We start from the raw sequence: 24,475 nt of genomic DNA on the forward strand, positions 1-24,475 counted from the left end.
AAAATATCAAAAACAAACTTCAATATATTTCGAGCAATCCAAAATTAAAATTGTTTTTATTAATTTTGCTGAAATAGTTTATAGTAAAAATTATAGTAACTAACACTTAATTAAAAACATTCTGCCATCACAGAACTACACTATATGAAACAATATCACGACTTAGTTAAGCACATATTAGAACATGGAAACGAAAAAGGAGACCGTACAGGCACTGGAACAAAAAGCGTTTTTGGTTATCAAATGCGTTTTGACTTAAGTAAAGGTTTCCCGATGGTAACAACCAAGAAACTACACTTAAAATCTATTATTTATGAGTTACTTTGGTTTTTAAAAGGAGATACAAACATCAACTACCTTACTGAAAATGGCGTTAAAATATGGAATTCTTGGGCTGATGAAAATGGTGATTTAGGACCTGTTTACGGACACCAATGGAGAAATTGGAATAGTGATGAGATTGACCAAATTAAAGACGTTATAGACACCTTAAAAAACAATCCTAATAGTAGACGTATGTTAGTGTCTGCATGGAACCCGTCTGTTTTACCAGACAATTCCAAAAGTTTTTCTGAGAATGTTGCTAATGGAAAAGCTGCATTACCACCGTGTCATGCCTTTTTCCAGTTTTACGTAGCAGATGGCAAATTATCTTGTCAACTATACCAACGTAGTGCAGACACCTTTTTAGGAGTCCCTTTTAATATTGCTTCTTATGCCTTGTTTACTATGATGATTGCACAAGTTTGTGGTTATGAAGCTGGTGATTTTATACACACTTTTGGAGATGCACATATTTATAGCAACCATTTTGAGCAACTGGAATTACAACTATCTAGAGAGGTAAGACCATTACCAACAATGACAATTAATCCTGATGTAAAGGATATTTTTGATTTTAAATTTGAAGATTTCAAATTAGAAAACTATAACCCACATCCGCATATCAAAGGTGCTGTGGCAGTTTAAACAGTATCCTTTTAATTACAAAAACAAATAGAGCGCTTAATAATTAAGCGCTCTATTTGTTTTTATAAGTTTATCACACTATTATCTGCAGCAGCATAATCATTCCAAGCATACCCATCTGCTTCCACGTCATTCTGCCATTGTCCATCAACAACATATTTAAACTCGTAAGCCTGACCTGCTTCTAGGTTTACAGTCCCTTTAAAGGTTCCGTTTTTTAACTTTTTTAATGGTTCTGCTTCAGTATTCCATTCATTCCAATTACCTGCAACAGTAACTTGCTTTGCTTCTGCTGCCGGAACAGTAAAAGTTACTTTACAAACTGGTTTACTTTTCAAAAATTGTTTCTTAATAGCCATAATATAAGTGTTTTAAAGGTTCAAAATTAGATAAGATTTTTTCAGCCATCAAAATAAAAAATAACTAATTTTAAACTTTTATGAGATTACTAAAATTACTGCCTAAAAACATCTATTTCGTTAATTTAACGGCAATAAATTGTTAATATTATTAACACAAAAACAGTTGTAAACAATTGATAATCAAACTATATCGATTTCGTCTACAAATATTAAAAGCAAATCTCATAAATTCATTAACTTTACATAATAATAGCGACCTATGTTCGGAATAAAGAAAAAAGAAAAACCTCAAATAGATAAAGAGCAATTAGAATTAATTAAAAATGCTCAGCGTAGAATTAAGCAAAAAAAGCGTTTGTATGCGCATTTTGTAATCTTCTTAATTGGTGCTGTATTTTTAATAGTAGCAAACACCGTTTTAGGAATAGGAAAAGAAACCAAATTTTTTGGAATTGATTGGTTTGTATTTGCTATTATGGCTTGGCTGTTTTTCTTTTTATATCATTTATTTAGTGTCTTTGTAACTTCAAAATTTATGAGTAAAGAATGGGAAGAACAACAATTAGCAAAACTAGTCACTAAGCAGAAGGTCAGAATTGAAAAATTAAAACTACAAGTGGAGAAAGAAGATTTAACACTTGCAAAAAGTGAAGTTTTTAAAGCGCAACAAACTAAAGCGATTAACAATCTAACCATGATTGTTGCTGCAGGTGAGAATAATGAAATTGGTAAAAACAACGATTTAATTTGGCATTTACGTGATGATTTAAAGCGCTTTAAAGCATTAACTTCTGGTCATCATATAATCATGGGGCGCAAGACATTTGAGAGCTTTCCAAAGCCATTACCTAACCGTACACATATTGTAATTTCAAGACAGTCTGACTATAAAGTACCTGAAGGTGTTATTGTAGTAAACAATATAGAAGCTGCTATTGCCTTAGCTAAAGATGATGCTCAACCATTTATTATTGGGGGTGGAGAAATTTACAAACTAGCTATGCCCTATGCTTCTAAACTTGAATTAACTCGTGTACATTCAAATTTTGATGCAGACACATTCTTTCCGGAGATTGATCTATCTGTTTGGAAAGAAACTGCAAATACCTTTCATACCAAAGACGAAAACCATGACTTTGAGTTTTCATTTGTAACTTATCAAAGAGATTAATTCACTCTAAAATTTAATTAAAAAAAAGGGTAATCTAACTTTAGTTTAAATTTAACACCAAAAACATACCTCTTAGTATCTTTTAAATATACATTTGTAACATGTTGCAAAACGAAAAATCAGAACTTACCAAACAAATAATCTTAGACAAGTCGTTTACATTATTTTACGAAAATGGTTTTAAAACCACTAGCGTAGATAAGATAATGAAAGCAACAAAGTTGACTAAAGGTGCTTTTTATCATCATTACAAAAACAAAAAAGAACTTGGGCTAGCAGTCATAAGTCTAAAAGTGCAACAACGTGTTTACAATGGTATGATTACACCATTGTACCAATCTGGTAATGCTTTACAGATTTTAGAGACTACGTTTTTATACCGCCTAAAATCCTTTCCAGTTTACGACAAACAGCATGGTTGTCCCATGAATAATTTTATAAATGAAGTTGGTGATCTTGAAGTTGCCTACCAATTAGCTTTACGACGTATTATTGAGGATTGGAAAGCGGCATTAATAACCTTAATAGATAGAGGGCAAAAAGAAAACACCATTAGTAAAACACTGTCAAGTAAAGCTATAGCCGTGTATTTAATAAGTGCTTTTGAAGGGATACGTGGCATCAGAAAGCTGTATGATACTGATGATATTCTAGACCAATATATCGATGGATTATCCTTATACCTAAAACAAATTAAAGCGTAATTTTTTTTAAAACAAAACATACCATGTAGTATGTTTTAAATAATTATATATGAAGAAAGAACAAAACAAAAGACGAGATTTTATTAAAAAGGCAGCATTAGCAAGTTTAGTAGCGCCCCACCTAGCCTTCTCAACATCAACTAAAAATACACAAGACACTATAACAATAGCCCAAAGACCTAAAGTTTTATTTTTTGATGTCAACGAGACGTTATTAGATCTTACCGCTATGAAAGATAGTGTGGGGCAAGTGTTAGGTGGCCGAAAAGATTTATTATCCCTTTGGTTTACAACCATGTTACAATACTCCTTAGTAAGTACAGTTGGAAACCAATATAACGATTTTGGTATTATAGGTGCTGCTGCCCTACAAATGGTAGCTGCCAACAACGGAATTACGTTAACCGAAGCACAAGCTAAAGCTTCTATCCTAGGCCCTATAAGATCATTACCAGCACATCCTGAAGTAAAAGCTAGTTTACAAAAATTAAAGGATGCAGGTTACAAATTGGTATCTTTTACAAACTCTTCTAATAAAGGTGTAGAAACACAATTTAAAAACTCAGGCTTATTAAATTATTTTGATGAAAGACTAAGTGTAGAAGACATCGGTAAATTTAAACCACACGTAGATGCTTACATTTGGGCCGCAAGAAAAATGCAAATAAAACCTGAAGAATGCCTGTTAGTTGCTGCCCATGGTTGGGATATTGCAGGAGCACTTTGGGCCAATTGGCGTGGTGCATTTATTAGTAGACCAGGAGCACAATTATATCCATTAGCAGAAAAGCCCGAAATTATAGCCTCAGATTTAGCTTTAATTACAGATCAATTAATAGCTTTAAAATAAGTATCATCCTAAATTAATAACTCATAATACCAAAACACATGACATTAGAAAACAAAGTCATCATAGTTACTGGTTCTTCTAGAGGAATTGGTAAAGAAATAGCACAATTATTAGCTAAAAACGGCGCTAAAATTATTGTAAATCATTCAAATAGTGAAAAAGAAGCTTGGGCTACTGTACAAAGTATAAAAGACAATAACGGCGAGGCTATAGCGATAAAAGCAGATGTAAGTAACAGAGAAGATGTTACTAGATTATTTGATCAAGCTATAGCGCAATATGGTAAAATTGATGTTTTAATAAACAATGCAGGTGTTATGATTTCAAAAAAAATCAAGGATAACACACAAGACGATTTTAATAAGCAGTTTGACATCAATGTTAAAGGTGTCTTTAATACGCTACAAGAAGCAGACAGTAAGTTAGCCGATAATGGAATTATTATAAACGTTTCATCAAGCACAGTAAAATTAATGTTTCCAACCTACGCCCTTTACTCGGCTTCTAAAGCTGCTGTAGAGCAAATAACGCGCGTATTTTCAAAAGAAATTGGAAGAGGAATATCCGTAAATGCAATTGCCCCAGGCGCTACAGAAACTGAGTTGTTTTTAAAAGGAAAATCACAAGAATTTATAGATAAACTAAGTAGCATGAATGCCTTTAACAGACTAGCAAAACCAATAGACATCGCTAAAGTCGTTTTGTTTTTAGCTAGTGATGACTCCAAATGGATCTCAGGTCAAGTTATTGGCGCCAATGGTGCTTTAGTATAATTGATTAAACAAAAAAAGCAAAATTCTAATATTAGAATTTTGCTTTTTTTATATGATTTTATAATCTAAGATTATAAACTGTTATTATAACATCTTAAGTGTGTTAACTTCTTGTTCCGTTAAAATTTTCCAGTTACCTCTAGGAATATCTTTTTTAGTTAAATGTGCTATCTGTACACAATCTATTCTTACTAACTCATATTTTAAGTGTTCAAAAATAGTATGTAAAATAGTATTACCTGTATTCTTTATTTTTACACCAACTTCGTTTTTAGTATTATTTACGTAGTCAATTTCTTCAACTTTTACAGATTTACCTTCTACTTTAAATCCTTCTCTAATCTTCTTCATGTCTTCCATTTTTAAGTTTTTATCCAACTCTAAATGAAATAAACGCTCAACTCCTTTATTAGAATTTGTAAAACGAGCAACAACTTTTTCGTCATTAGTAAACAACAATAACCCGGTAGAGTTACGTCCTAAACGTCCAATTGGTTTAATTCTAGAACTTGTAGAATTACCGACTAAATCCATTACCGTTTTACCTTTCTGGTCACTAGTAGTAGTTGCAAATCCTTTTGGCTTGTTTAATAAAACGTAAGCCTTTTTTTCTGGATTTATTCTTGCTCCATCGTAACGCACCTCGTCTTCTAACTTTACTTTATAGCCCATTTCAACGACTACTTTACCGTTAACAGACACTAATCCCATTGCAATATGCTGATCTGCTTCTCTACGAGAACACATACCAGAATTGGCAACGTATTTATTTAAACGTATTTCGCCTGGAATAGAAACTCTTTTCTGTCCAGGTTTTTTATCAAAAGCAGGCTTAGATGACTCATCGGCAACATCTTTCCCTCTTTTTTTAGGTCTAAAAGGTGCTCTTGGCTTAGCTTTCCCTTTTCCTTTGTCCTTTCCTTCGCGTGCTTTACTCATGATATAATTTTGTGCAAATTTACAATGTTTTTTTGATTATAAATTAAAAAGATTCTTAATCGTTAAACTCGACTGTAGATTGTCTTTGTCTATTCACTGTTAGCTTGGTAACATCTGGTCTAGAGTAGTGTCCAACAACGTCAAAATTCTGACGTTCTTCCAACACGCGATTAAAATCTAAAGTCGCAGTAATCAAGCCTTCTTTATGCAAAACAGGTTCAATAATCCATTCGCCATCAGGTCCAGCAATGCAACTTCCACCATTAGCTAACACCTCCGGAGCATTAGTTAAAATGGTATCTAAATGCGGTGTACTTTCAGGAAAATCTTTTTTAGTCATAAGGCTTGAAGCCGAAATCACATAACTTCTTGATTCCCTTGCAATAAAACGAGTGATATCTTTAGTATTATGATCACTTCCAGGCCAAACAGCAATATGAAGATTTTCCCCTAAACCATATAATGCAGTTCTTGGTAATGGCATCCAATTTTCCCAACAATTTAGACCTCCTACTGTAAATTGTTTTAAAGGATGCACTTGCAAACCGTTACCGTCACCAGGCGCCCAAGTTAATCGCTCATCATAGGTTGGTTGTAATTTTCTATGCACAGATTTAACAACTCCTGTAGCGTCAATATATACAAGAGAAGCATAAATACTATGACCGCCTCTATTTTTGGCGCGTTCCATAATACCTAAATAAACCGCAATGTTGTTAGTTTTAGCAAGATCACAAATACGATCTAACTCTCCCGCTTCTATCTGGATAGAATTTTTAACATACGTCGCATGCAACTCTTTATTAACTTTAGTATCCCATTCTGCTCCCCCAGTTAATGCCACCCAAAACGGATAACCTGGCACTAAAGCTTCTCCAAAAACAATTAATTCTGATCCAACATGTGCTGCATCAATTATAGATTGTTCTACTTTTTTAAGTGTTTCTAGTTTATTTAAAAGTACAGGTGTAATTTGGGCTATAGCCACTTTTAAAGTGTGTTCCATGTTTTTAAAGTATTCGGTTTAAAACTAAATCAATATCAATTAACAAGATACTAAAAACACCTGCTACAATAATAAATTTTAAAATATTATGAAGCCACAAGTATTGTGTCTTTGTGCTTGATCTCCAAAGTAGTACTAGATAAATAATTAATAAAATTTCGCACATGTAAAAATAGAGGTACATCTGTCCTATATCAAATCTGGTAATTAAAAAATACACCGGAAATAAGGTTGCTATAACTAAAAACGATATTATTTTTTTGGACATTTTTTCGCCATAAACAATGGGTACGGTTCTATAGTTTAAAGTCAGATCTCCTTTTATATTCTCTAAATCTTTAGTTAACTCTCTTATAAAAATTATAAGAAATAAAAAGGTGGCGTGTACCAAAATAACTGACTTGAAATTGTAGTAGTACACAAAAATGACAAAAAAAGGTGTCAAGGTTAGAATAGCCGAAACAATATTACCAACAATAGGTCTCTTTTTTAACTTATGCGAATAAAACCAAATAGCGAATATGTAAAATGAAAAGAATAATACGGGCTTAAAAGAAACGTAGCTAGCCATAACAACTGCTGAAAAATTAAGCACAAAATAGAAAGACAACTTAGTATTTTGACTAACCAACTTATCTAACATTGTCTTATTAGGCCTATTAATTAAGTCCTTTTCAGAATCGTAAAAATTATTGATGATATAACCACCTGCAATAACAGCTCCTGTGGCTAAAACTAGCATTAATAAATTAACATCAAACAATACTTGTTTTAATGGTTTATCGGATGCAAAGATATAAATAGATGCTAAGTACTGAGCAATAACTATAATAAGAATATTATAGCCTCTAACTACAGAAAACATACTAAAAAACTTTAAGTAAAGATGTTTTTGTTTTCTGGTAAACATTAATTATTTATTTGATAAGAATTTTCTTAAAACCTTATAAACAATAAATAAAATGGCAAAACTCAAAAGAAAACCAAGTATTTGCATTAAAAATAAACCTATTGAAAAATCATTTAACGTTGTTTCCATCTCAAATTAATTTTAAAAATTATAAACGACTTCTAATTTATAGTCCTTTAGTGCTTGTTCTGCTTTTTTAATATCTGGTGTAAAACCTAAAATATAACCTCCACCACCAGAACCACAAAGTTTTAAATAGTAGTCATTAGTTTCGATTCCGTTTTTCCATAACTCATGAAACTGAGCAGGAATCATCGGTTTAAAATTATTTAGCACCACTTTAGATAATTGCTTGGTATTTTTAAACAACGATTTTATATCGCCTTTTAAGAAATCGTCAACACAAGCATCTGTATGTTTTATAAACTGTGTTTTAAGCATTTTTCTAAACCCTTCTTGCTTCATGCTTTCCATAAAAATACTTACCATTGGCGCTGTTTCGCCAATAATACCAGAATCTAATAAAAACACAGCACCTTGCCCATCACTACTTTGTGTGGGGATACCTGTAGCTTCAATATTTTCTTGAGAGTTTATTAAAATTGGTAAACTTAAATAACTATTTAATGGATCTAAACCAGACGACTTACCATGAAAAAAAGATTCCATTTCAGCAAAAACCGATTTAAGAATTAATAATTTTTCCCTAGTTAAGTTTTCTAAAACTGTAATTTTATCTTGAGCATATTTATCATAAATAGCTGCAACAAGTGCTCCGCTACTTCCTACACCATATCCTTGTGGGATTGATGAGTCAAAATACATTCCAGCTTCAACATCTGATTTTAATGTTTTAATATCAAACACCACCAAATCACTATCAACTTTTGCAAGATAGTCCGCAAAGCGTTTCAAACTTTTATTAGATTTTATAGCCTCTTCAGACGGATTTTCTTCCGTTTTAAGTGCACCATTATAAAAGTTATAAGGTATAGACAGTCCTTTAGAGTCTTTAATAATTCCGTACTCTCCGAACAATAAAATTTTTGAATAAAATAAAGGGCCTTTCATATGCTATCTAAATCATTGATTTTATAAAGTTACGACTGTTTTGCTCCAAAACCAATTTTATCACAAATATAGTGACCGTTTTGGCAATATGCAACTAACTGTGATTTAATGAATTCTAAAATTTGATCTGCATCTTTTTCTGGATATAACACGTGTACATTTGCTCCTGCATCTAATGTAAAACTGATTGGCAAACCTGTCTCTTGTCTAAAACTCCAGATTTTATTAATAATCTCTAGAGTGTTTGGTTTCATTAATATAAAATAAGGCATACTGGTCATCATCATGGCATGAAGGGTTAATGCTTCACTCTCCACTAAAGCAATAAAAGCTTCTAAATCTCCAGATTCTAATATGTTTTTAATTTTTGAAATATTACCTACTGCTTGATCAAAACGTTTCTTAGCAAAGGGGTGACCATGCATTAAATTATGTCCTATTGTACTACTGACTTGCTTCTCGCCTTTATCAACCAACAAAATAGTATCCTGATAATTTTTAAAATTATCATGTACTTTATATGGATATTTAACACCAAAAAGATCGTTACTTCCTTCTATTTCTGGATGTGCACCCCAAACAACTAAATCACCTTCCAAACTTCTGCAAGCACTTCCTGACCCTAATCTGGCTAAAAATGAAGCTTTTTGAATAAAATCTGAATCAGATAATGTAGGATTTAATTGTTTTTCAATACTCATTAAACACAAAGCCAAAGCACTCATTCCTGATGCTGAAGATGCGATTCCTGAACTGTGCGGAAACGTGTTTTGCGTATGTATTGTAAAATGAAATTCTTTTAAAAAGGGTAAATATGCTTCAATACGATTGAAAAAAGTTTCAATTTTAGGATGAAAATCCGGTTTTGGCATATCATCTAAAAAAACTTCAAATGAAAAAGTAGATTGATCACCTTCTCTTTTCTCAAATTTTATTTCGGTAATTGTTTTACAGGCATCCAAAGTGAAACTAATACTAGGGTTTTCCGGAATTTGATGTTCCTTTTTTCCCCAATATTTAACTAAAGCAATGTTACTTGGAGACGACCAAGACGCTGATCCGCTTGTAAGAGTATTCGTGTATTTACCTAGTTTAAAACGAGTTGAATTCATTTATTTTATAAGTTTTAGCAAAGATAGGTCTATTATTTTATATAAATTCTTAATTTTGCTACCGAATAATCGTTCAGTTTCTGATAAAAACTGAATTTTATTTACTATATTTAATAACTAACAATAGGTAAAAAGGTTCCCTTAAAACTTCGCTTTTAGCTAATTTACCGATTATAACAAGTCTATTTCATGGACAAGAAACAACGTATAATTATCACTATGCTTGAGCTAGTGGTAAAACAAGGTGTACACGCTACGCCAATGTCACAGGTTGCCCGAGAGGCTAATGTTGCAGTAGGAACAATATATCACTATTTTGAAAACAAAAATCAAATTATTGAAGAGATCTATAATATGATTTATCAAGATTATGGCGTTGTTTTGATGGCAAACCTACCAAATGAAGGTTTCCAAAAACAATACGAAGCGATGTGGTTGAATTTATATAACTACTTTATTGGTAATCCTCTTGCGTTTCAATTTGTAGAGTTTATTGGTGTCCCTCCTATTATTTCTAAGGAAGTTATGGACAAAACAGTAGTCCATTTTTCTTCTGTAAGAGATTTCTTTTTAAATGGTATCAAAGACAAACATCTTAGAGATGCCCCATTACGATTAGTTTTACAATATGCTTATGGTAATGTTGTATCTGCAGTTTGGTTAAAAACTAAAGGAGAATTAGACATGGAAGGAGACGACTTAAAGACTGCTATTGCTATGTCTTGGGATTGTATTAAAAACCAACGTTAATTAAGCCTCACTTAATGCGAGTAACTTTGTTAGTGTTTTAAAATTTCTGGTAGTTACCGTAATTTCTAATTTTTTTTCTAAAAAATTATTATTGGCTTTTGCCCTACCGTAACCTGTACTAGAATATAAATACACACAATCATTTATAAGCTTAAATTTTTCGTTTAAAAAACTAAAGGTCGTGATCAATTGTTTTTGATTGCGACCTACTTTTGTGTACAATAATGCAAAATAACTGGTTTGTTTTTCAGTTTCGCTAAAGGGATATTTCTCTAAAATTAGCGCCACTTGTTTTGGTGTTTTAACTAAAACGGGGATTTTAAAACCAAAACTATTTTCAATACCCACTTCAATCTTAGAGGTTATTATAGCTATATCTGTTACATCCGACTTAAACACAATATTACCCGTTTGAATATAGGTTTTCACCTCTAAAAACCCTAACAAATCCATAAGCGCTCTTAAATCTTGCATTGGTAGTTTATTATGACCACCAACGTTAATACCTCTTAAAAACGCAATATATTTTTGCATGCTAATTATCTATATTTTTAGCTACAATATAGGCGCTTGTCCATGCATTTTGAAAGTTAAAACCACCAGTAACTGCATCTACGTTAATTATTTCGCCAGCAAAATATAAGTTATCATGGATCTTACTTTGGTAATTTTTAAAATTAACTTCTTTAAGATCTATTCCTCCTGCAGTAACAAACTCTTCTTTAAAGGTGCTTTTTCCATCTACCTTAAAAACAGCTTTTGTTAATTGTCCAGCTAAGGCCTCTAATTGTATTTTATTAAGATCTGCCCATCTATTATCTTCCGTAATATCTGCAGCTAAAACTAGTGTTTTCCATAGGCGTTTTGGCAAATCAAATTGTGTTGCTTTAAACACCGTTTTTTTTGACAAGTCCTGTTTGATGTCTTTTAAATCTGACAACGCTGTTTCAAATTCTTGATTAATAAAATTAACTTCGATATCAAATTTATAATCTCTTTTTGCTAACTCTAAAGCTCCAAAAGCAGATAGCTTTAAAATTGAAGGTGCACTCATCCCCCAATGGGTAATCAATAATGGCCCAGAAGATTCTAATTTAGAATCAACCACTTTTACTGTAACATTCTGAGCGACTACACCAGGAATATCTTTTATACGTTGATCGTTAATATTAAACGTAAATAATGATGGAACAGGCTTTATTATAGTATGTTCTAATTGCTGTAAAAAAGACCATATTTTTGGATTACTTCCAGTTGCAACTATTAATTTATTTGCTAAAAACTGATCTGTTTTAGTGCTAATACTCCATTGCGTATTTATTTTTTCAAAACTTATCACAGATTGATTAGTCAACACATCAACATTGTGCTTATCAGCTTCATTTAAAAAACAATCTATAATAGTTTGAGAGTTATTACTGGTTGGAAAGATACGTCCATCATCTTCAATCTTTAGTGGTACACCACGCGCTTCAAACCAGCCCATAGTATCTCCTGTCATAAAAGTATGAAAAGGCCCCAACAGCTCTTTTTCCCCTCTAGGGTAATACGTCGTTAATTCTTGTGGGATAAACTCGGCATGCGTCACATTGCACCGCCCACCACCTGACACTTTAACTTTACCAAGGACATCTTTACCTCTTTCTAATATGGCTACTTTTAGGTTAGGATGTAGCTCTCCAATGTTTACTGCAGCAAAAAAACCTGCTGCTCCGCCTCCTATAATAATTACATCGTACTGTTTCATAATCTGTCTGGAAAATCACTAATTATAGCATCTACTTGATAGCTAATGGCTTGTTTTATATCTTGTTTTGTATTAACCGTCCATGTATTAATCTTATACCCTAATGCTTGAGCTTGCGCAACATTAAGTTTGGTTAACAAAGAAAATTTAGGATGAATTGCTTTCGCTTTAATCACGTTGGCAAATGCTAAAGCTTCACTAAAATTATCTTCTGTCAATACACCTAATGGAATATTAGGATTTATATTGTAAAGCTCAAGTAATTCGGAATGCTTAAAACTACTAACTATAATATTATCCAAAGCCCATCCTTTATTATCTATATAATCTTTAACAATATGATCTGTTGGAATTGCAGTTCCTTCACCTTTTAATTCAATATTTATTACAATAGTATTATCAATTAAATCCAACACTTCTATTAAAGTTGGTATCTTAAATTGATTATCTACTTTTAGTTTTTTAATATCTGTTAAGGTTAAATTAGCTATTGTACCTACCCCATTTGTAATACGATCTAAAATAAAATCATGAAAAACAACAAGCTCTCCTGTTTTACAGACATGCACATCAATTTCCACACCATCAACATCTAAATCTATAGCTTTTACAATAGATTCTAACGTGTTTTCCGTAACATAACCTTTAGCGCCACGGTGGCCAATTTTAAGAAATTTACTCATTAATTTTATCAATATTTTAAGATTCCAAAACTACATTTGGTTTGATATATGCTTATATTTATTTAAATTTAAAATCATCACAATTTATGACATTTCAATTAAAACCAATACTAGTTTCAGCATTACTTTTTATGTCATGCAACACCGGAAAACTAACTGTGGTTGGATCTATTGATAATGATTTAGAAGAAGCTTCTGCAGCACAAATGGTTACAAACTCTAATTTAATTTGGACCATACAAGATGCCGGTAACAATAATAATGTTTATGGTTTAGATTTAAAAGGTGACATTGTTAAAGACATTGATGTTAGTAACATTAAAAATCAAGACTGGGAAGATTTAGCTAGCGATACTGAAGGCAATTTATACATTGGTGATCTTGGAAATAACTCTAGAAAACGAAAAAAATTCTTCATCTATAAAATTGAAAACTTAGCAAATGTGGATCATAAAACCGACGCATTAACGATTAGTTTTACATTACCAAAAGATGTAAAATCAGAAGATTTTGAATCGTTTTTTTTATGGAAAGACAGCTTTTATGTTTTTAGTAAAGAGAACAAAAAGACAATGCTTCTTAAAGTCCCGAACAAAGTAGGAGAACATGTAGCTAATTACATTACAGAATATGAATTAAAAGGAAAAGACACACGTGTAACCTCTGCAGACATAAGCCCTGATGGCAAAACCGTTGTACTATTAAATCATGATCGCATATGGACCTTAACGGAATATAATACAGATAACTTTTTTGAAGGTGTTGTGTCTAAAATAGATTTAAAACATGACAGCCAAAAGGAAGGCATTTGCTTTAAAGACAACAAAACAGTTTATATTACTGATGAAGATTCTGGAAAAGACGGAAACAACATTTACAGCTTTAAACTATAAATTAAAAGGCTTTAATTGAAGCGTAATTAGCTTTACGTCCTCTGGATTAGTAATTGCCTTTTTAGCATCTTCAAAAAGCTTACTAGCCTCTTCATGCACAGCATTAACATAGGTTTTGTTCTTACAACCAACCGTAAAAGCTAAGTGATTAAGCATATGTATTAATTTAACCACTACTACAACATCATGCTTGGCATAAGTCCTAATTGGTGCTAAAACAGAAAATAATAGGTCCTTAAAACTTACCGAATTAATTTTAATCAAGGCATCATCATTATGTTGTAAAATACTAACATCTTGCTTCTGCATTCTTTTTTCAAATAATTCTGTTAAATAATCTATTGCAATTTCTGTAGTTCCGGGATCATTTATCCCTGGCGACATTGCTTTTACTGCAATCTCGGTAATTTGTTTAAACCCTAAAACGTAATTATTTTCAATAACTTCGTCTCTAGAAAACTGAAAAAAGCTTAATAAATCCTCAAGAGCCTCTTTTTCTATTTCTGCATTACATTTAAATAAGGGTTTATCCTTATAAATATACTGTCCTTTTATGGCTACCACATGGCATTTGCAGTCGTTATTTTTAGCAAACTCTAACACGGGGTCTAGTATTATATCTTGTAAAAAACCAGTTGAAACCGAATTATAAGTCGTCCAATTATCAGTGTCTGGGAAATCATGATCACCATCCTTTTCTGATGTAATAAGTTGGTCTAATCTGTTTTTTGCTTCAGAAAAAATACGCTGCATTATATTATGCACTTGAATTTCTTGAGAAATAGAATGAATAAAATAAATAAAAGCACCCAAACAAACGACCATTAAAACAATAGCCAATAACACTGAAAAACCTGGTAATTGATATTTATCACCATCAGGCTCTATTGAAACCATTGTGAATATACAATATAGTAACGTCGCATTGTAAATACCTAATATTTTTTGATGGCGTTTATTAGAAATCAAACCTGGCAATACTCTTGGCGAAAAATTACTTGACGCTTGATTAAGTAAAACCATAACCATCGAAAAACTAAACACCATTATTGAAATTAACCCAGCAATAAACGTGGTTAAAATACTAAAAGCAGTTTCTGTATTATTAATAACCAGTAAAGGAACATGATCCATTAAATAGGCAGAAACCCCTTTATTTTCTATGTAAAACATAAAAAAGGCAAAGCCTACACCAACTAAGCTATACACCGTTGGATAAAACGCTATTTTACTTTCTAGCTTTTTTAAATATTCAAACCCACTGACTATTATATTTTTCATGTAATGGTTGTTAAAAATTCAACCCAAATCCAAAAGAAAAGCGTAAGCCTTCTTCGCTATTAAAAAAGTTAAATGTACCAGAAACACTGTCTGCTGCGGTTACCCAAAAACCAACACCAAAATCATTATGCCATACTTTTGAATCTCCATTTTTAAGCCACACACGTCCTACATCTCCTCCCGCAAACACACCTAGTTGTAGTGGTAATGCACGGGTTTTAAATTGATTAAAACTATAACGTATATCTGCACTACCTGTTAAACTATTCTGTCCCGTAAAACGCTGTAATCTATACCCTCTTAATCCATTGTTACCACCAATATTTGCTGCTTGATAAAATACTAAATCATCACCAAAACGTAACTGAGAGCGCACATCTGTTTTTAAAACAAATTTTCTATTAGTAGATAACGCATTGTAAAACCCTAATTCTGAGTTTATATAACCATAAGTATATTTAGAATTATTCACCTCTGATTTTGCTCCCACGTCTAAACCTAAAGTCATTCCTCGCGTTGGATTAGAAGCATTATCAAAACTCTGGTAATTAAAATTACCTTCTAAACCTACAAAGACACGTCGATTATAAAAATCGTCATTTGTTGTCGATGTTTCTAAAGTTTCAATAAAACGATTTGGTGTTTCTCCAATTTCAATAGCTTCGGTTAATAATTTAGCGCCATAGTCTGATCCAAAATCTCCTTTTTTCAATATACCAACACTTGCCGCATAGGTACTTGTTTTTATTCGATTATAATCTAATTCTAAAACATCATCATTATTAACGGTTTGGTTACCGTATCCAAAAAAGTTATTTGTAAAATTCTCGCTAGTTACTTGCCCTGCAACATGTAAGTTCCAATCCCCAAAAAGGTTAGCAAACTCACCATCATAGTTTACGCTAAATCCACTAGTTGCAAAAAAGTAACCTGCATTAAAACGGTGTTGTTGCGAGTATGGATTACGAGTAAACCCTTTGATAGTATAATTTAATCCAAAACCAACTTTAAAACCATCATCCGGATTATATCCTAAACTTGGTGTTAAGACACTGGTTTTAACTATGTTTTTCTGAAAATCAAACAAGTTATTGTTATAAACATCCGTGAAGTTTATTTTGGCTCCATTATTTTTTGTTATCGTATTTGGCTTAGACTCGTGGTCATAAATACGTACGCGTCTTCCGTTGTTAATAATATATTCGTCATTATTTTGACCACCAATAATTCTTGTAAAAATCAAGTTATTAGCCTTTCCCGTTACTTCAATAACATCATCATCATCAAGTGCATAAATCCATAACTCTTTAGTGATGTTTTTATTAAACGTACGATCAACAATAACATCTGCTTTCTTTCCTTTTTTAATTCTAGAAATTACGACTTGAGTTTCGTTATCACCAATCCTTTTTACTTCAATATAATCGTCTTTATCTGTTCCGGTAAGTATGACTAATTCGTTTAAATAATCCGAATAACGTTCCGCTATATCTAACAAATTAGAACGTCTTCCTTTCAAAAAGGTTTTAATTTGTTGTAATGATTCGTCTTGAGCTTCTTCTGGCACTTTACTAAATGCCTCTTCTATCACATCGTCTGTAATATGATCCATTAAGTATTGCGCTTGCTTTAACCAAACCGATTTATCCGATTTTTGGATTAACACTTTATCCAATTTTATTCCGGCACTATTCATCCACTTGATGTCTTTTAACTCGGCATCATACACTTGTAATTGCTTTGTTGACCCAGAAATAAAACGCATTATATCTAAGATTGCACCATCAAAATTAGAAAACACTTGGTCTCTATCTCTTGGTATTGGACGGTATAGTTTATCTCCATTCTCTTGATTAAATTGTGCCCATCTCCATTGGTCTTGATGTCTATCCCAATCTCCTAAAAGCATATCAAATAAACGCGCTCTAACAAATGCATTTTCGTCTATTTTATATTTTTCATCTTTACGGATTTTCTTAATAATATCATGTGTACTTTCAATATCATCCGCATAACCAAAGTTTTTCTCGTCAGAATAATTGTCTTCTGGACGTTCTTCAATTAAATATAATTCGCCTCCATAATTGTAATTATAATCCTTTAAATATTTGTGTTTTGGTATATAATATAATTTTGGATTGGTATGGTATACATCTGCTGCATGAGATAAATCCGGAACTACAGAAAACGCGTAAGGATGCGCTGCTGTGTAAAAATCTAATATTAAATCTTCGACTTTAGTTTTATCAAAATCATCACTTAAATATGTTTCTTTAAATAAAACGGTCTGCAAATATTGTGTTGCACTTTTACGTAATGCTCTCATATTTAACTGACGCCCATCTTTGGTTTGCAATCTTAAAGAGCGGGTTTGATGCCCTCCGCCTTCTCTTACAATTTCTAACCCACCATAAAGTGTGTCTAAAGTAGCTACAGGCACTTCTATTTTTTGACTGTATAACGCTCTATATTTTTCTCCAAATAATGCTTGATACACCCCTGTTTTATCTGTTTCTTCTTTTGAATAAATAGACACTTGCGTTGTTGTTGGAAAACTATCTGGTAATTGCGACAGATCATATTCTGCAGCTTTTTCATCTAATACTTGTTTTGTAAACAACAGTTTTGCTTGTTCATTATCTTCGCCATAAAAACTAACATAACTACTACCATCTTCAAACATTGTTAATGTAGCAAACCCTTGTTGTCCTGACGCAAACAATCCATTATTACTTAAAGACGCACCAGAACTTTTAGATCCAGAACCCGATACTATTTGCTTGATACCGCTATCTTCAATATACTGCAACGTATGCTCGTGACCAGAAGTAAATACAATATTTTGATACTCTAAGGCTAGGGTTTTAATACGGTTCATCATTTTGTTATAACGCTCGTTATAACGATCCTGAATAGATACGCCACCTTGGGTTCTGATTTGCGTAATTAGAGACGCAAAAAAGGGTAAAGGCAAATTACTTTGAAAAGGAAACAAGTGTTTGTCTTTAGTATAAAAACCACCATGCGAACCGTTAGTATACATCGGATGATGCATGGCTACAACTACATTTTTGTTTTGGGCTTTTTTAAATTCGCCTTCCAACTCTAGCAAAAAACGCTCTCTTGTTTTTATTTCGCAATCATCATTTATAGTTGGGTGTTTATTCCAGTTTTCTAAATACCATTGGGTATCTATAATAATTAGCTCTACTTGATCACTAATCTCAACAACTTCTAAAGGGCAACCATTTTCTGGTTTAAAAGTATCCTCTCCTAAAGCCTCTTCTATAAATTTCTCTTCATTTTTTAAACCATGTAATCCATTGGCATACCAATCATGATTACCAGGGATAAATACTACCTGCCCATCAAAATCGTTAACAGATTTAACTTGTGCTTCAATATTATTTTTAGCCTCGTTATAAGATTTATGTTCCTTTGAAGGTAAACCTGCAGGATAAATATTATCACCTAAAAAAAGTGTCACATCTCCTTTTGTGTCTTTATTTTTAATGAAATTCTTATAGGCTTTTAACCCGTTAGAAAATCCGTTTTCAGGAGAAATACCCGCATCACCAACCAAATAAAAGGTTTTATGAACCGCTTTATTAGGCAACGCTATAATTGCTGAATCTGCATCCTTGTATTGTGACTCAAAACTGGCGCAATTACTTAAAATTAGAGCAAGTGTAAACGTTAGAAATATGTTATTTTTTGTCATTAAAGGTTGATAGTTTTATTTTTTTAGTACTTTGGATAAGAATAATTACATACCTATGTCTAAACTAGTTGAAAAAACCGAAGCTTTTGTATTTGACCTCCTTAAAAATGAGCTTCCAAACACTATAGTCTATCACAATCATACGCATACCCTAAGAGTATTTAAAAGTACAAAAGAAATTATAGAAAATTCTAAAATTGATGTTAATGATGCGGAAATACTTGAATTAGCTGCCTTATTGCATGACGTAGGATATACACAAACTAGAGACGGTCATGAAGTTGTTAGCGCGAAAATTGCTAGAGATTTTTTAACATCTGAAAATGCGAGCGAAAGTCTTATTAAAAGTGTTGAAAATTGCATATTAGCAACTCAATTTGATGCACAGCCGCAAAACGAGTTAGAAAAAATAATTCGTGATGCAGATTGCTCTCATTTTGGAAAAAAATACTTCCCTGAAGCTAGCGAGTTTTTAAGAAAAGAGCTAGAATTATCCGGTATAGCTAATTATACACCTAGTGAATGGTTAGACGAAAACATAAAAGTATTATCTAAAAAACACAAATATCATACAGATTACGCTTTAAAAAACTGGCAATCTAGAAAAGAAAAGAATTTAGCGAAGCTTATTAAAACCAAAAAGAAACAGAAGACAAAAATTAAAAATGAAGAGCTAAAAGCAAAATATAAAGCGCAATACAAAAATGAAAGTCCAGAACGTGCTATCCAATCTTTTTACAGAACAGCTTTAAAAAACCATATAAAACTGAGTGATATTGCAGATACAAAAGCAAACATTTTACTATCTGTAAATGCCATTATAATATCTGTAGTATTAGCTAATTTAATATCAAAATTAGATACTAACCCTTATTTGATTTGGCCTACAGTGATATTTACATTATTTAGTGTAATATCTATGGTAATGTCCATTATAGCAACACGTCCAAATGTAACTAGCGGACAGTTTACTAAGGAAGATGTAAAAAATAAGGAAGTAAACCTTACCTTTTTTGGAAACTTCCATAAAATGGGGCTTAAAGAATTTGAATGGGCTATTAATGAAATGATTAGTGATAAAGAATACATCTACAAATCACTAACCAAAGATTTATACTTTTTAGGATTAGTTTTAGAACGCAAATACCGTTTATTAAGAATAACGTACACCGTATTTATGATTGGAATAATAGTGTCTCTATTAGCTTTTGGTATAGCTGTAAAAAACAACCCAGGTGTTAATATCCAAGACGTTTTAAACACATCTACACACATACAATCCGTATTACCAAATGGTATTGCTAATACGTTTGTAGCTATGCTTTAATTTCATTCATTAAATCGTCGTATGTATAAAACTCTTTTTTACTAGAATCTTTTTGGTATAGCATATTAATTCTAATAGCCTTTAGACCAGTTACGCCTTGTAGATCTTCTAATTCAAGAATTTCTACCTCGTCCCCTAGCTTATGTTTAGACTGTAAGAATTTAACGTATTTTAAATACTCAAACTCATCTGCTTGTTGAGAATAGACAATGGTTAATTTACCTTTAGCTGTAATACGTTCTGTAGTGCCTTTAATGTTAGCTTTGTCTACACGTTTTTTAACCACCTCATATCTTGCATTGTAAGTTCCGTCAACATCAAAATGTTTCTCGTCTGCCCTAAACCTTATAGATAATGGCTGATTAAACACCAATATCATAGAAGCGACATCCAAAGCTATTGGATATTTGTGCTGCTTGTTATAGAAAGCAGTTTCCATCTCTATCATAACTTGCATTTGCCACAAGCGTAAATTATACAAGTACAATTCGTTAAAAGAATCTTCTTTTGTTATGGACTCTCCTATATACATATTATGCTCTACACCATCTGTTTTGAAACGCTCAAAAAAGTGAGGATACATTGCTTGTGCTTCAACTTGCTTTCTATCTAATAATGAAGACATGTTTTTATTAATCAGACTTATCGTGTCATCATAATTTTTTCGATAATAATAAATAACTTCTAAATCAGTATTTACTTTACTAAAATAATCTTCTATATCTTCTTTTAAATAGGGTTTGTTTTTAAGTTGAAATCTAAAAAGTGGTTCAATTTCATACTTAAAAAACTGAGTGATTTTTTGCTCACTATCTACTTTAAAATCAATTTTTAAAGCTGTTTTATAGGTTTTAATTTGAAACAATACCTGCTCAAATATTGGTAAATGTTCTTCTTTTAAAGCTATTTTTATAATTTTTTCAACCATTTTAAGTTGAAGTGCTAGATCTTTTTGAGTTGCATTATTTCTAGCTTCTGAAGATCCTTTAACATCTATTTGTCCAAATAAAGGATATACGTTTTCAAAACTAATTTTATTAAAAGTAGGGTTATCCACTCCACTATAATCTTCTTGCATAAACTGCCTAGCTGCCTTCTCAAACTTCCATTTTACACTTGGATGGATAGAAGTGCATTCTCTTTGGATAATAGCCTGAATAAGGTTCTCTTCGTCTCTTTTAGAGCGTTTTACTGCAGACAAAATAAAAGGCATCACATCTACCAATTTATTAGAGTTTATACTGTTTAAAGCTCTTGGTGTTACAGACACCAGCTCTAAAACTGCCAACAATTCTCCATTTTCTGCAATAGGAGCAAAAATGGCACTTTTAAAACCTTGTTCTTTTAAAACTTTTATTTGAGGTACTAATCCCTTTGAAAGCTCAAACCCTTTATCAACATCAGAGATTGCAAAGTTTGTTTTCTCCTTTAATATTTTATCATAACTATAATGACAGAATAAATTCTCGCATTTAAACTGCTCTTTTGCTTTTAATAAAAAACTACTAATAGCAGAGTCATGCACTTTCATTAACGTGTTTTCTTCTTTATTGAATATAGAAAAACCGACCTGCAAATCACTAACCCCTAACAAAGACCTAAATACTTGTTGGAAATCACTCATAAAGCTTTCGTCTTTACGTTTGTTGTTTCCTATTAAAGTCGTTTTTATATTTGATATTGCTTGATCATCAGTAACATCAAACATATTAGAAATTACAAACCCATTAGAAATGTAACTGTTTGGCGGAAACTTAACTTTCCATAACTCTATATTGTCAAAATTATCCAACAACTCATCAAAATCTGACTGTGTTAATTTTGGTGCTTTATCCGTTGGTAAAATCTCCATAAAATCGGCATTATACGTGATTTTATAAACTCTAATCATTCCGTTTTCATCCGGAATTTCATAATATAATGGTCGTTTGAAATTAGTATCAAAGCCATAACAGAAACTCATGATAATGGTACACCCTAAAATATACCAGTCATTTTCTGGCATGTTTTTTATAACCAATTTAAAATCAGGACCTGCTGTTTTAATTATATTTTCAAAACGTTTTGACGCATTAAAAATAAAATTATGATAAGGTACACTTACGGTCTTAATCTCGTTTAAACTTAAAACTTCGCTAAACGAATCTTGTAATAGTATCTGAATTTCGTCTTTATACTTTTCTAAAACAGAAATATTACTAAACCCTTCTTTTAGAATAGGATTTGCTTCTTGAATTTCTAGTATACGCTTTGCCTTAGCTGCGGTGAATGGATCTTCACTTTTAGCCAATGGTTTGTAACGTTCAATTAATTTATTAAAACTAATTTGTAACGAAAACGGTAAATTTATATTGTCATTTAGATCAATCATCGAAAGTATTAAAGTTCGGCAAAGATACGCATTATCACTATTAGTCGTGATACTTTAAATAAGTTGACATCTTTTTGTCTTATTAAAAACTACTAGACTAAATACGGACTCTTTTAAAGATACAAAACAGAAAATTGAAAGTTCTTAAAACATTATAAAACAAACATTTTATTAACACAAAACCAATTTAAAACAAAAAAAACCGGAATAAATTCCGGATTTTTCTTAGTTATATATACTACTAATATTAGTCTTTAAGCTCTAAACCAGTAATCGTTAATACTTCAATTTCTATTTCGTTTCCTTCTGCATCTTCACTCATTTCCATTGTTTTCTCATAAGTAACCTTGAATTTACTTCCAACAAAATCGTCAGATTCTAAATCAAAAGCCTCTAAAGCTTCTTCTGATACATATTGAAATAACATTTTTGGGCTATTACCGTTTTCTGGAACATTAAATACATAATCATACTCTACAACGCCTTTGTAAATACCTGTAACAACTATTGGATCTGTAGTTGTGAATGATGTTAAGCTAAAAAAAGCTAATGCTATAATAATTAATTTTGTTTTCATTTTAAAAAAATTTATAAAATTATTGTATTGTTTGTTGTTTTCGGAAATTTGCCACCTCAAGTCCAAAAGCGCTTTTAGTATTGTTTATTTTGGCAATACACGTGGTAAGTCTAATATACGTTTTTAAAGTGTTATTTAGATTACATAAATTTAGTAATAAACATATCAAAAACTTCAATTACAATTAAAATAATAATGATCCACTCTAGTCTACTGCTTTCTTTATGGTCCATTATGTCTTTAAAAAGCTCAAGATTTTCTTTTATAATTTCTATCCTATCATGAATTAAACGGTATCTGTCTTTTAAATCAAACGTTTGTTTTAAATCTTGATTAAGCTGATTTAATTGTTCGTTTTCCCATGTACTATCAGGCGAATCAAAAATGTATAGATTTTCCGAAATTCGGTTTTTAATATTTAAAGTTCTACCTATAAATCGTTTTAGCTTATTTCCTGAAATATCTAGTTTCCCTTTCTTTTCAAGATAAAGCGTGTGTTTATTCGTTTCTTCTAAAAGATCATACGTAATATCAGAATAACGATCTAGCGCCACACTTTGTGACACGTTAAGCATGACTAACCTAATCATGTCATCGTTTAATTTTGGTAACTCTATATGATTAAAATCTACTTTTAAACTATTGGGCTTGATAAGTACCTTAACCTCTTCTGATAGTTTTTCTGACAAATAATTATTGGAGAATGGCTCCATACTAGCAAGCACCTTATTAATAGACCGAGTGGTCATATTAAAAAAGCTTACTATTCCGTATTGAAAAATGTACACAAACGCATTATCGTCGCATTTGTAATACAGCTCGTCACTATCATTAAACAACAACTGCCAAGACAGTTGTTGTTTACATTGTTTTATATTGATAGTGCTAGCTACCTGATAGGCAACTACAGTATACATGCTTAGAAATCGTCGTGATCTTGTTCTTCGCTTGGTTCTGATTCTGGATCCTGAACTGCTTCTGCGTCATCGTCTTCAAAATCTTCATAATCATCTTCGTCATAGTTTTCCATAGTTTTTACCAATTTGGTACTAACCTTGACTAAATACTTAGTGTCTTCCGTAGTTACTTCTACAGCTTCTATAAGCTCGTTTTTAGCATTTCTAAACTCGATAATATGATCTTCGTCGTAGCCATCAGGATACTTTTCTACTAACAACTTTAAAATTTCAGGTGTTAGTTTTTTAAAGTCTACTATGACACGTTTTAAATTGTCTGGTTTTTTCATTTTTTACGAAAG

General features: G+C 31.8%; 23 protein-coding genes. 8 read left to right on the top strand and 15 right to left on the bottom strand.

Annotated elements, in window-relative coordinates; all coding sequences use genetic code 11:
* Nucleotides 1–144 precede the first annotated feature (144 nt).
* Entirely contained in the window at nucleotides 145–969 is an 825-nt protein-coding gene (locus tag CXF54_RS14055; RefSeq protein WP_101203994.1) for a thymidylate synthase, read from the top strand.
* A 62-nt stretch (nucleotides 970–1,031) separates the two neighbouring features.
* Here CXF54_RS14055 and CXF54_RS14060 read toward each other — a convergent pair whose 3' ends face one another.
* Nucleotides 1,032–1,328, bottom strand: coding sequence for an isoamylase early set domain-containing protein (locus CXF54_RS14060; protein ID WP_090837738.1), 297 nt, complete (start codon nucleotides 1,326–1,328; stop codon nucleotides 1,032–1,034).
* Nucleotides 1,329–1,590: 262 nt separating this feature from the next.
* Between CXF54_RS14060 and CXF54_RS14065 the strand changes: the two genes are divergently transcribed.
* From CXF54_RS14065 to CXF54_RS14080, 4 genes are all read left to right on the top strand, one after another.
* Complete coding sequence (locus CXF54_RS14065) at nucleotides 1,591–2,502, top strand: dihydrofolate reductase (RefSeq protein ID WP_101203995.1); 912 nt, start codon at nucleotides 1,591–1,593, stop codon at nucleotides 2,500–2,502.
* 101 nt (nucleotides 2,503–2,603) lie between these two features.
* Nucleotides 2,604–3,206 carry a TetR/AcrR family transcriptional regulator gene (locus CXF54_RS14070; protein WP_101203996.1) on the top strand — a complete coding sequence of 201 codons (603 nt, stop codon included), beginning with the start codon at nucleotides 2,604–2,606 and terminating at the stop codon, nucleotides 3,204–3,206.
* 49 nt (nucleotides 3,207–3,255) lie between these two features.
* A complete protein-coding gene (locus CXF54_RS14075; protein WP_090837743.1) occupies nucleotides 3,256–4,056 on the top strand; it encodes a haloacid dehalogenase type II in 801 nt (266 codons plus the stop codon).
* Nucleotides 4,057–4,094: 38 nt separating this feature from the next.
* A complete protein-coding gene (locus tag CXF54_RS14080) occupies nucleotides 4,095–4,829 on the top strand; it encodes an SDR family oxidoreductase (RefSeq protein ID WP_101203997.1) in 735 nt (244 codons plus the stop codon).
* Nucleotides 4,830–4,913: 84 nt separating this feature from the next.
* Here CXF54_RS14080 and CXF54_RS14085 read toward each other — a convergent pair whose 3' ends face one another.
* The 5 genes from CXF54_RS14085 to CXF54_RS14105 all read right to left on the bottom strand — a co-directional run bounded on the left by CXF54_RS14085 (nucleotide 4,914) and on the right by CXF54_RS14105 (nucleotide 9,867).
* A complete protein-coding gene (locus CXF54_RS14085) occupies nucleotides 4,914–5,768 on the bottom strand; it encodes a pseudouridine synthase (RefSeq protein WP_101203998.1) in 855 nt (284 codons plus the stop codon).
* A 55-nt stretch (nucleotides 5,769–5,823) separates the two neighbouring features.
* Nucleotides 5,824–6,774 (bottom strand): carbon-nitrogen hydrolase family protein, encoded by a 951-nt coding sequence (locus CXF54_RS14090; RefSeq protein ID WP_101203999.1) that lies wholly within the window; start codon nucleotides 6,772–6,774, stop codon nucleotides 5,824–5,826.
* A gap of 4 nt (nucleotides 6,775–6,778) precedes the next feature.
* The gene (locus CXF54_RS14095) at nucleotides 6,779–7,684 is read right to left on the bottom strand and encodes a geranylgeranylglycerol-phosphate geranylgeranyltransferase (protein WP_101204000.1); all 906 of its coding nucleotides are present in this window, start codon (nucleotides 7,682–7,684) and stop codon (nucleotides 6,779–6,781) included.
* Nucleotides 7,685–7,825: 141 nt separating this feature from the next.
* Nucleotides 7,826–8,755: a mevalonate kinase gene (locus CXF54_RS14100; RefSeq protein ID WP_101204001.1), complete on the bottom strand. Its 930-nt coding sequence runs from the start codon at nucleotides 8,753–8,755 to the stop codon at nucleotides 7,826–7,828.
* A 29-nt stretch (nucleotides 8,756–8,784) separates the two neighbouring features.
* Nucleotides 8,785–9,867, bottom strand: a complete 1,083-nt coding sequence (locus tag CXF54_RS14105) for a diphosphomevalonate/mevalonate 3,5-bisphosphate decarboxylase family protein (RefSeq protein WP_101204002.1) — start codon at nucleotides 9,865–9,867, stop codon at nucleotides 8,785–8,787.
* A gap of 189 nt (nucleotides 9,868–10,056) precedes the next feature.
* Between CXF54_RS14105 and CXF54_RS14110 the strand changes: the two genes are divergently transcribed.
* Nucleotides 10,057–10,617, top strand: coding sequence for a TetR/AcrR family transcriptional regulator (locus CXF54_RS14110; RefSeq protein WP_090837755.1), 561 nt, complete (start codon nucleotides 10,057–10,059; stop codon nucleotides 10,615–10,617).
* Here CXF54_RS14110 and CXF54_RS14115 read toward each other — a convergent pair whose 3' ends face one another.
* From CXF54_RS14115 to CXF54_RS14125, 3 genes are read right to left on the bottom strand one after another with little or no spacing between them, the layout of a single operon-like run.
* Nucleotides 10,618–11,151: a DUF1697 domain-containing protein gene (locus tag CXF54_RS14115; protein ID WP_101204003.1), complete on the bottom strand. Its 534-nt coding sequence runs from the start codon at nucleotides 11,149–11,151 to the stop codon at nucleotides 10,618–10,620.
* 1 nt (nucleotide 11,152) lies between these two features.
* Nucleotides 11,153–12,364: an NAD(P)/FAD-dependent oxidoreductase gene (locus tag CXF54_RS14120; protein WP_090837759.1), complete on the bottom strand. Its 1,212-nt coding sequence runs from the start codon at nucleotides 12,362–12,364 to the stop codon at nucleotides 11,153–11,155.
* On the bottom strand, nucleotides 12,361–13,047 hold the full coding sequence (locus tag CXF54_RS14125; RefSeq protein WP_101204004.1) for a glycerophosphodiester phosphodiesterase: 687 nt from the start codon (nucleotides 13,045–13,047) through the stop codon (nucleotides 12,361–12,363). Before CXF54_RS14125 ends, CXF54_RS14120 begins: the two co-directional genes overlap by 4 nt.
* Nucleotides 13,048–13,133: 86 nt before the next feature.
* Here CXF54_RS14125 and CXF54_RS14130 point away from each other — a divergent pair, with 86 nt between their 5' ends.
* The gene (locus tag CXF54_RS14130; RefSeq protein ID WP_101204005.1) at nucleotides 13,134–13,940 is read left to right on the top strand and encodes a hypothetical protein; all 807 of its coding nucleotides are present in this window, start codon (nucleotides 13,134–13,136) and stop codon (nucleotides 13,938–13,940) included.
* Here the strand turns inward: CXF54_RS14130 and CXF54_RS14135 are convergent.
* Together CXF54_RS14135 and CXF54_RS14140 are read right to left on the bottom strand one after the other, a co-directional pair.
* Nucleotides 13,935–15,221 carry a DUF2254 domain-containing protein gene (locus CXF54_RS14135; protein WP_101204006.1) on the bottom strand — a complete coding sequence of 429 codons (1,287 nt, stop codon included), beginning with the start codon at nucleotides 15,219–15,221 and terminating at the stop codon, nucleotides 13,935–13,937. The genes CXF54_RS14130 and CXF54_RS14135 overlap by 6 nt on opposite strands.
* Nucleotides 15,222–15,231: 10 nt before the next feature.
* A complete protein-coding gene (locus CXF54_RS14140) occupies nucleotides 15,232–18,942 on the bottom strand; it encodes a metallophosphoesterase (protein ID WP_101204007.1) in 3,711 nt (1,236 codons plus the stop codon).
* Between the two features lie 55 nt (nucleotides 18,943–18,997).
* Here CXF54_RS14140 and CXF54_RS14145 point away from each other — a divergent pair, with 55 nt between their 5' ends.
* Nucleotides 18,998–20,269, top strand: a complete 1,272-nt coding sequence (locus tag CXF54_RS14145) for a Pycsar system effector family protein (protein WP_101204008.1) — start codon at nucleotides 18,998–19,000, stop codon at nucleotides 20,267–20,269.
* On the opposite strand, the gene CXF54_RS14150 is transcribed toward CXF54_RS14145, so the two are convergent.
* From CXF54_RS14150 to CXF54_RS14165, 4 genes are all read right to left on the bottom strand, one after another.
* Nucleotides 20,259–22,640 carry a GAF domain-containing protein gene (locus CXF54_RS14150; RefSeq protein ID WP_101204009.1) on the bottom strand — a complete coding sequence of 794 codons (2,382 nt, stop codon included), beginning with the start codon at nucleotides 22,638–22,640 and terminating at the stop codon, nucleotides 20,259–20,261. The genes CXF54_RS14145 and CXF54_RS14150 overlap by 11 nt on opposite strands.
* A 247-nt stretch (nucleotides 22,641–22,887) precedes the next feature.
* On the bottom strand, nucleotides 22,888–23,217 hold the full coding sequence (locus CXF54_RS14155; protein ID WP_101204010.1) for a hypothetical protein: 330 nt from the start codon (nucleotides 23,215–23,217) through the stop codon (nucleotides 22,888–22,890).
* A 140-nt stretch (nucleotides 23,218–23,357) separates the two neighbouring features.
* Complete coding sequence (locus CXF54_RS14160; RefSeq protein WP_101204011.1) at nucleotides 23,358–24,134, bottom strand: RMD1 family protein; 777 nt, start codon at nucleotides 24,132–24,134, stop codon at nucleotides 23,358–23,360.
* 2 nt (nucleotides 24,135–24,136) lie between these two features.
* Complete coding sequence (locus CXF54_RS14165; RefSeq protein WP_101204012.1) at nucleotides 24,137–24,463, bottom strand: hypothetical protein; 327 nt, start codon at nucleotides 24,461–24,463, stop codon at nucleotides 24,137–24,139.
* Nucleotides 24,464–24,475 lie beyond the last annotated feature (12 nt).

Origin of the sequence: Olleya sp. 1-3, from assembly GCF_002836085.1 — a bacterium.
Classification (GTDB): domain Bacteria; phylum Bacteroidota; class Bacteroidia; order Flavobacteriales; family Flavobacteriaceae; genus Olleya; species Olleya namhaensis.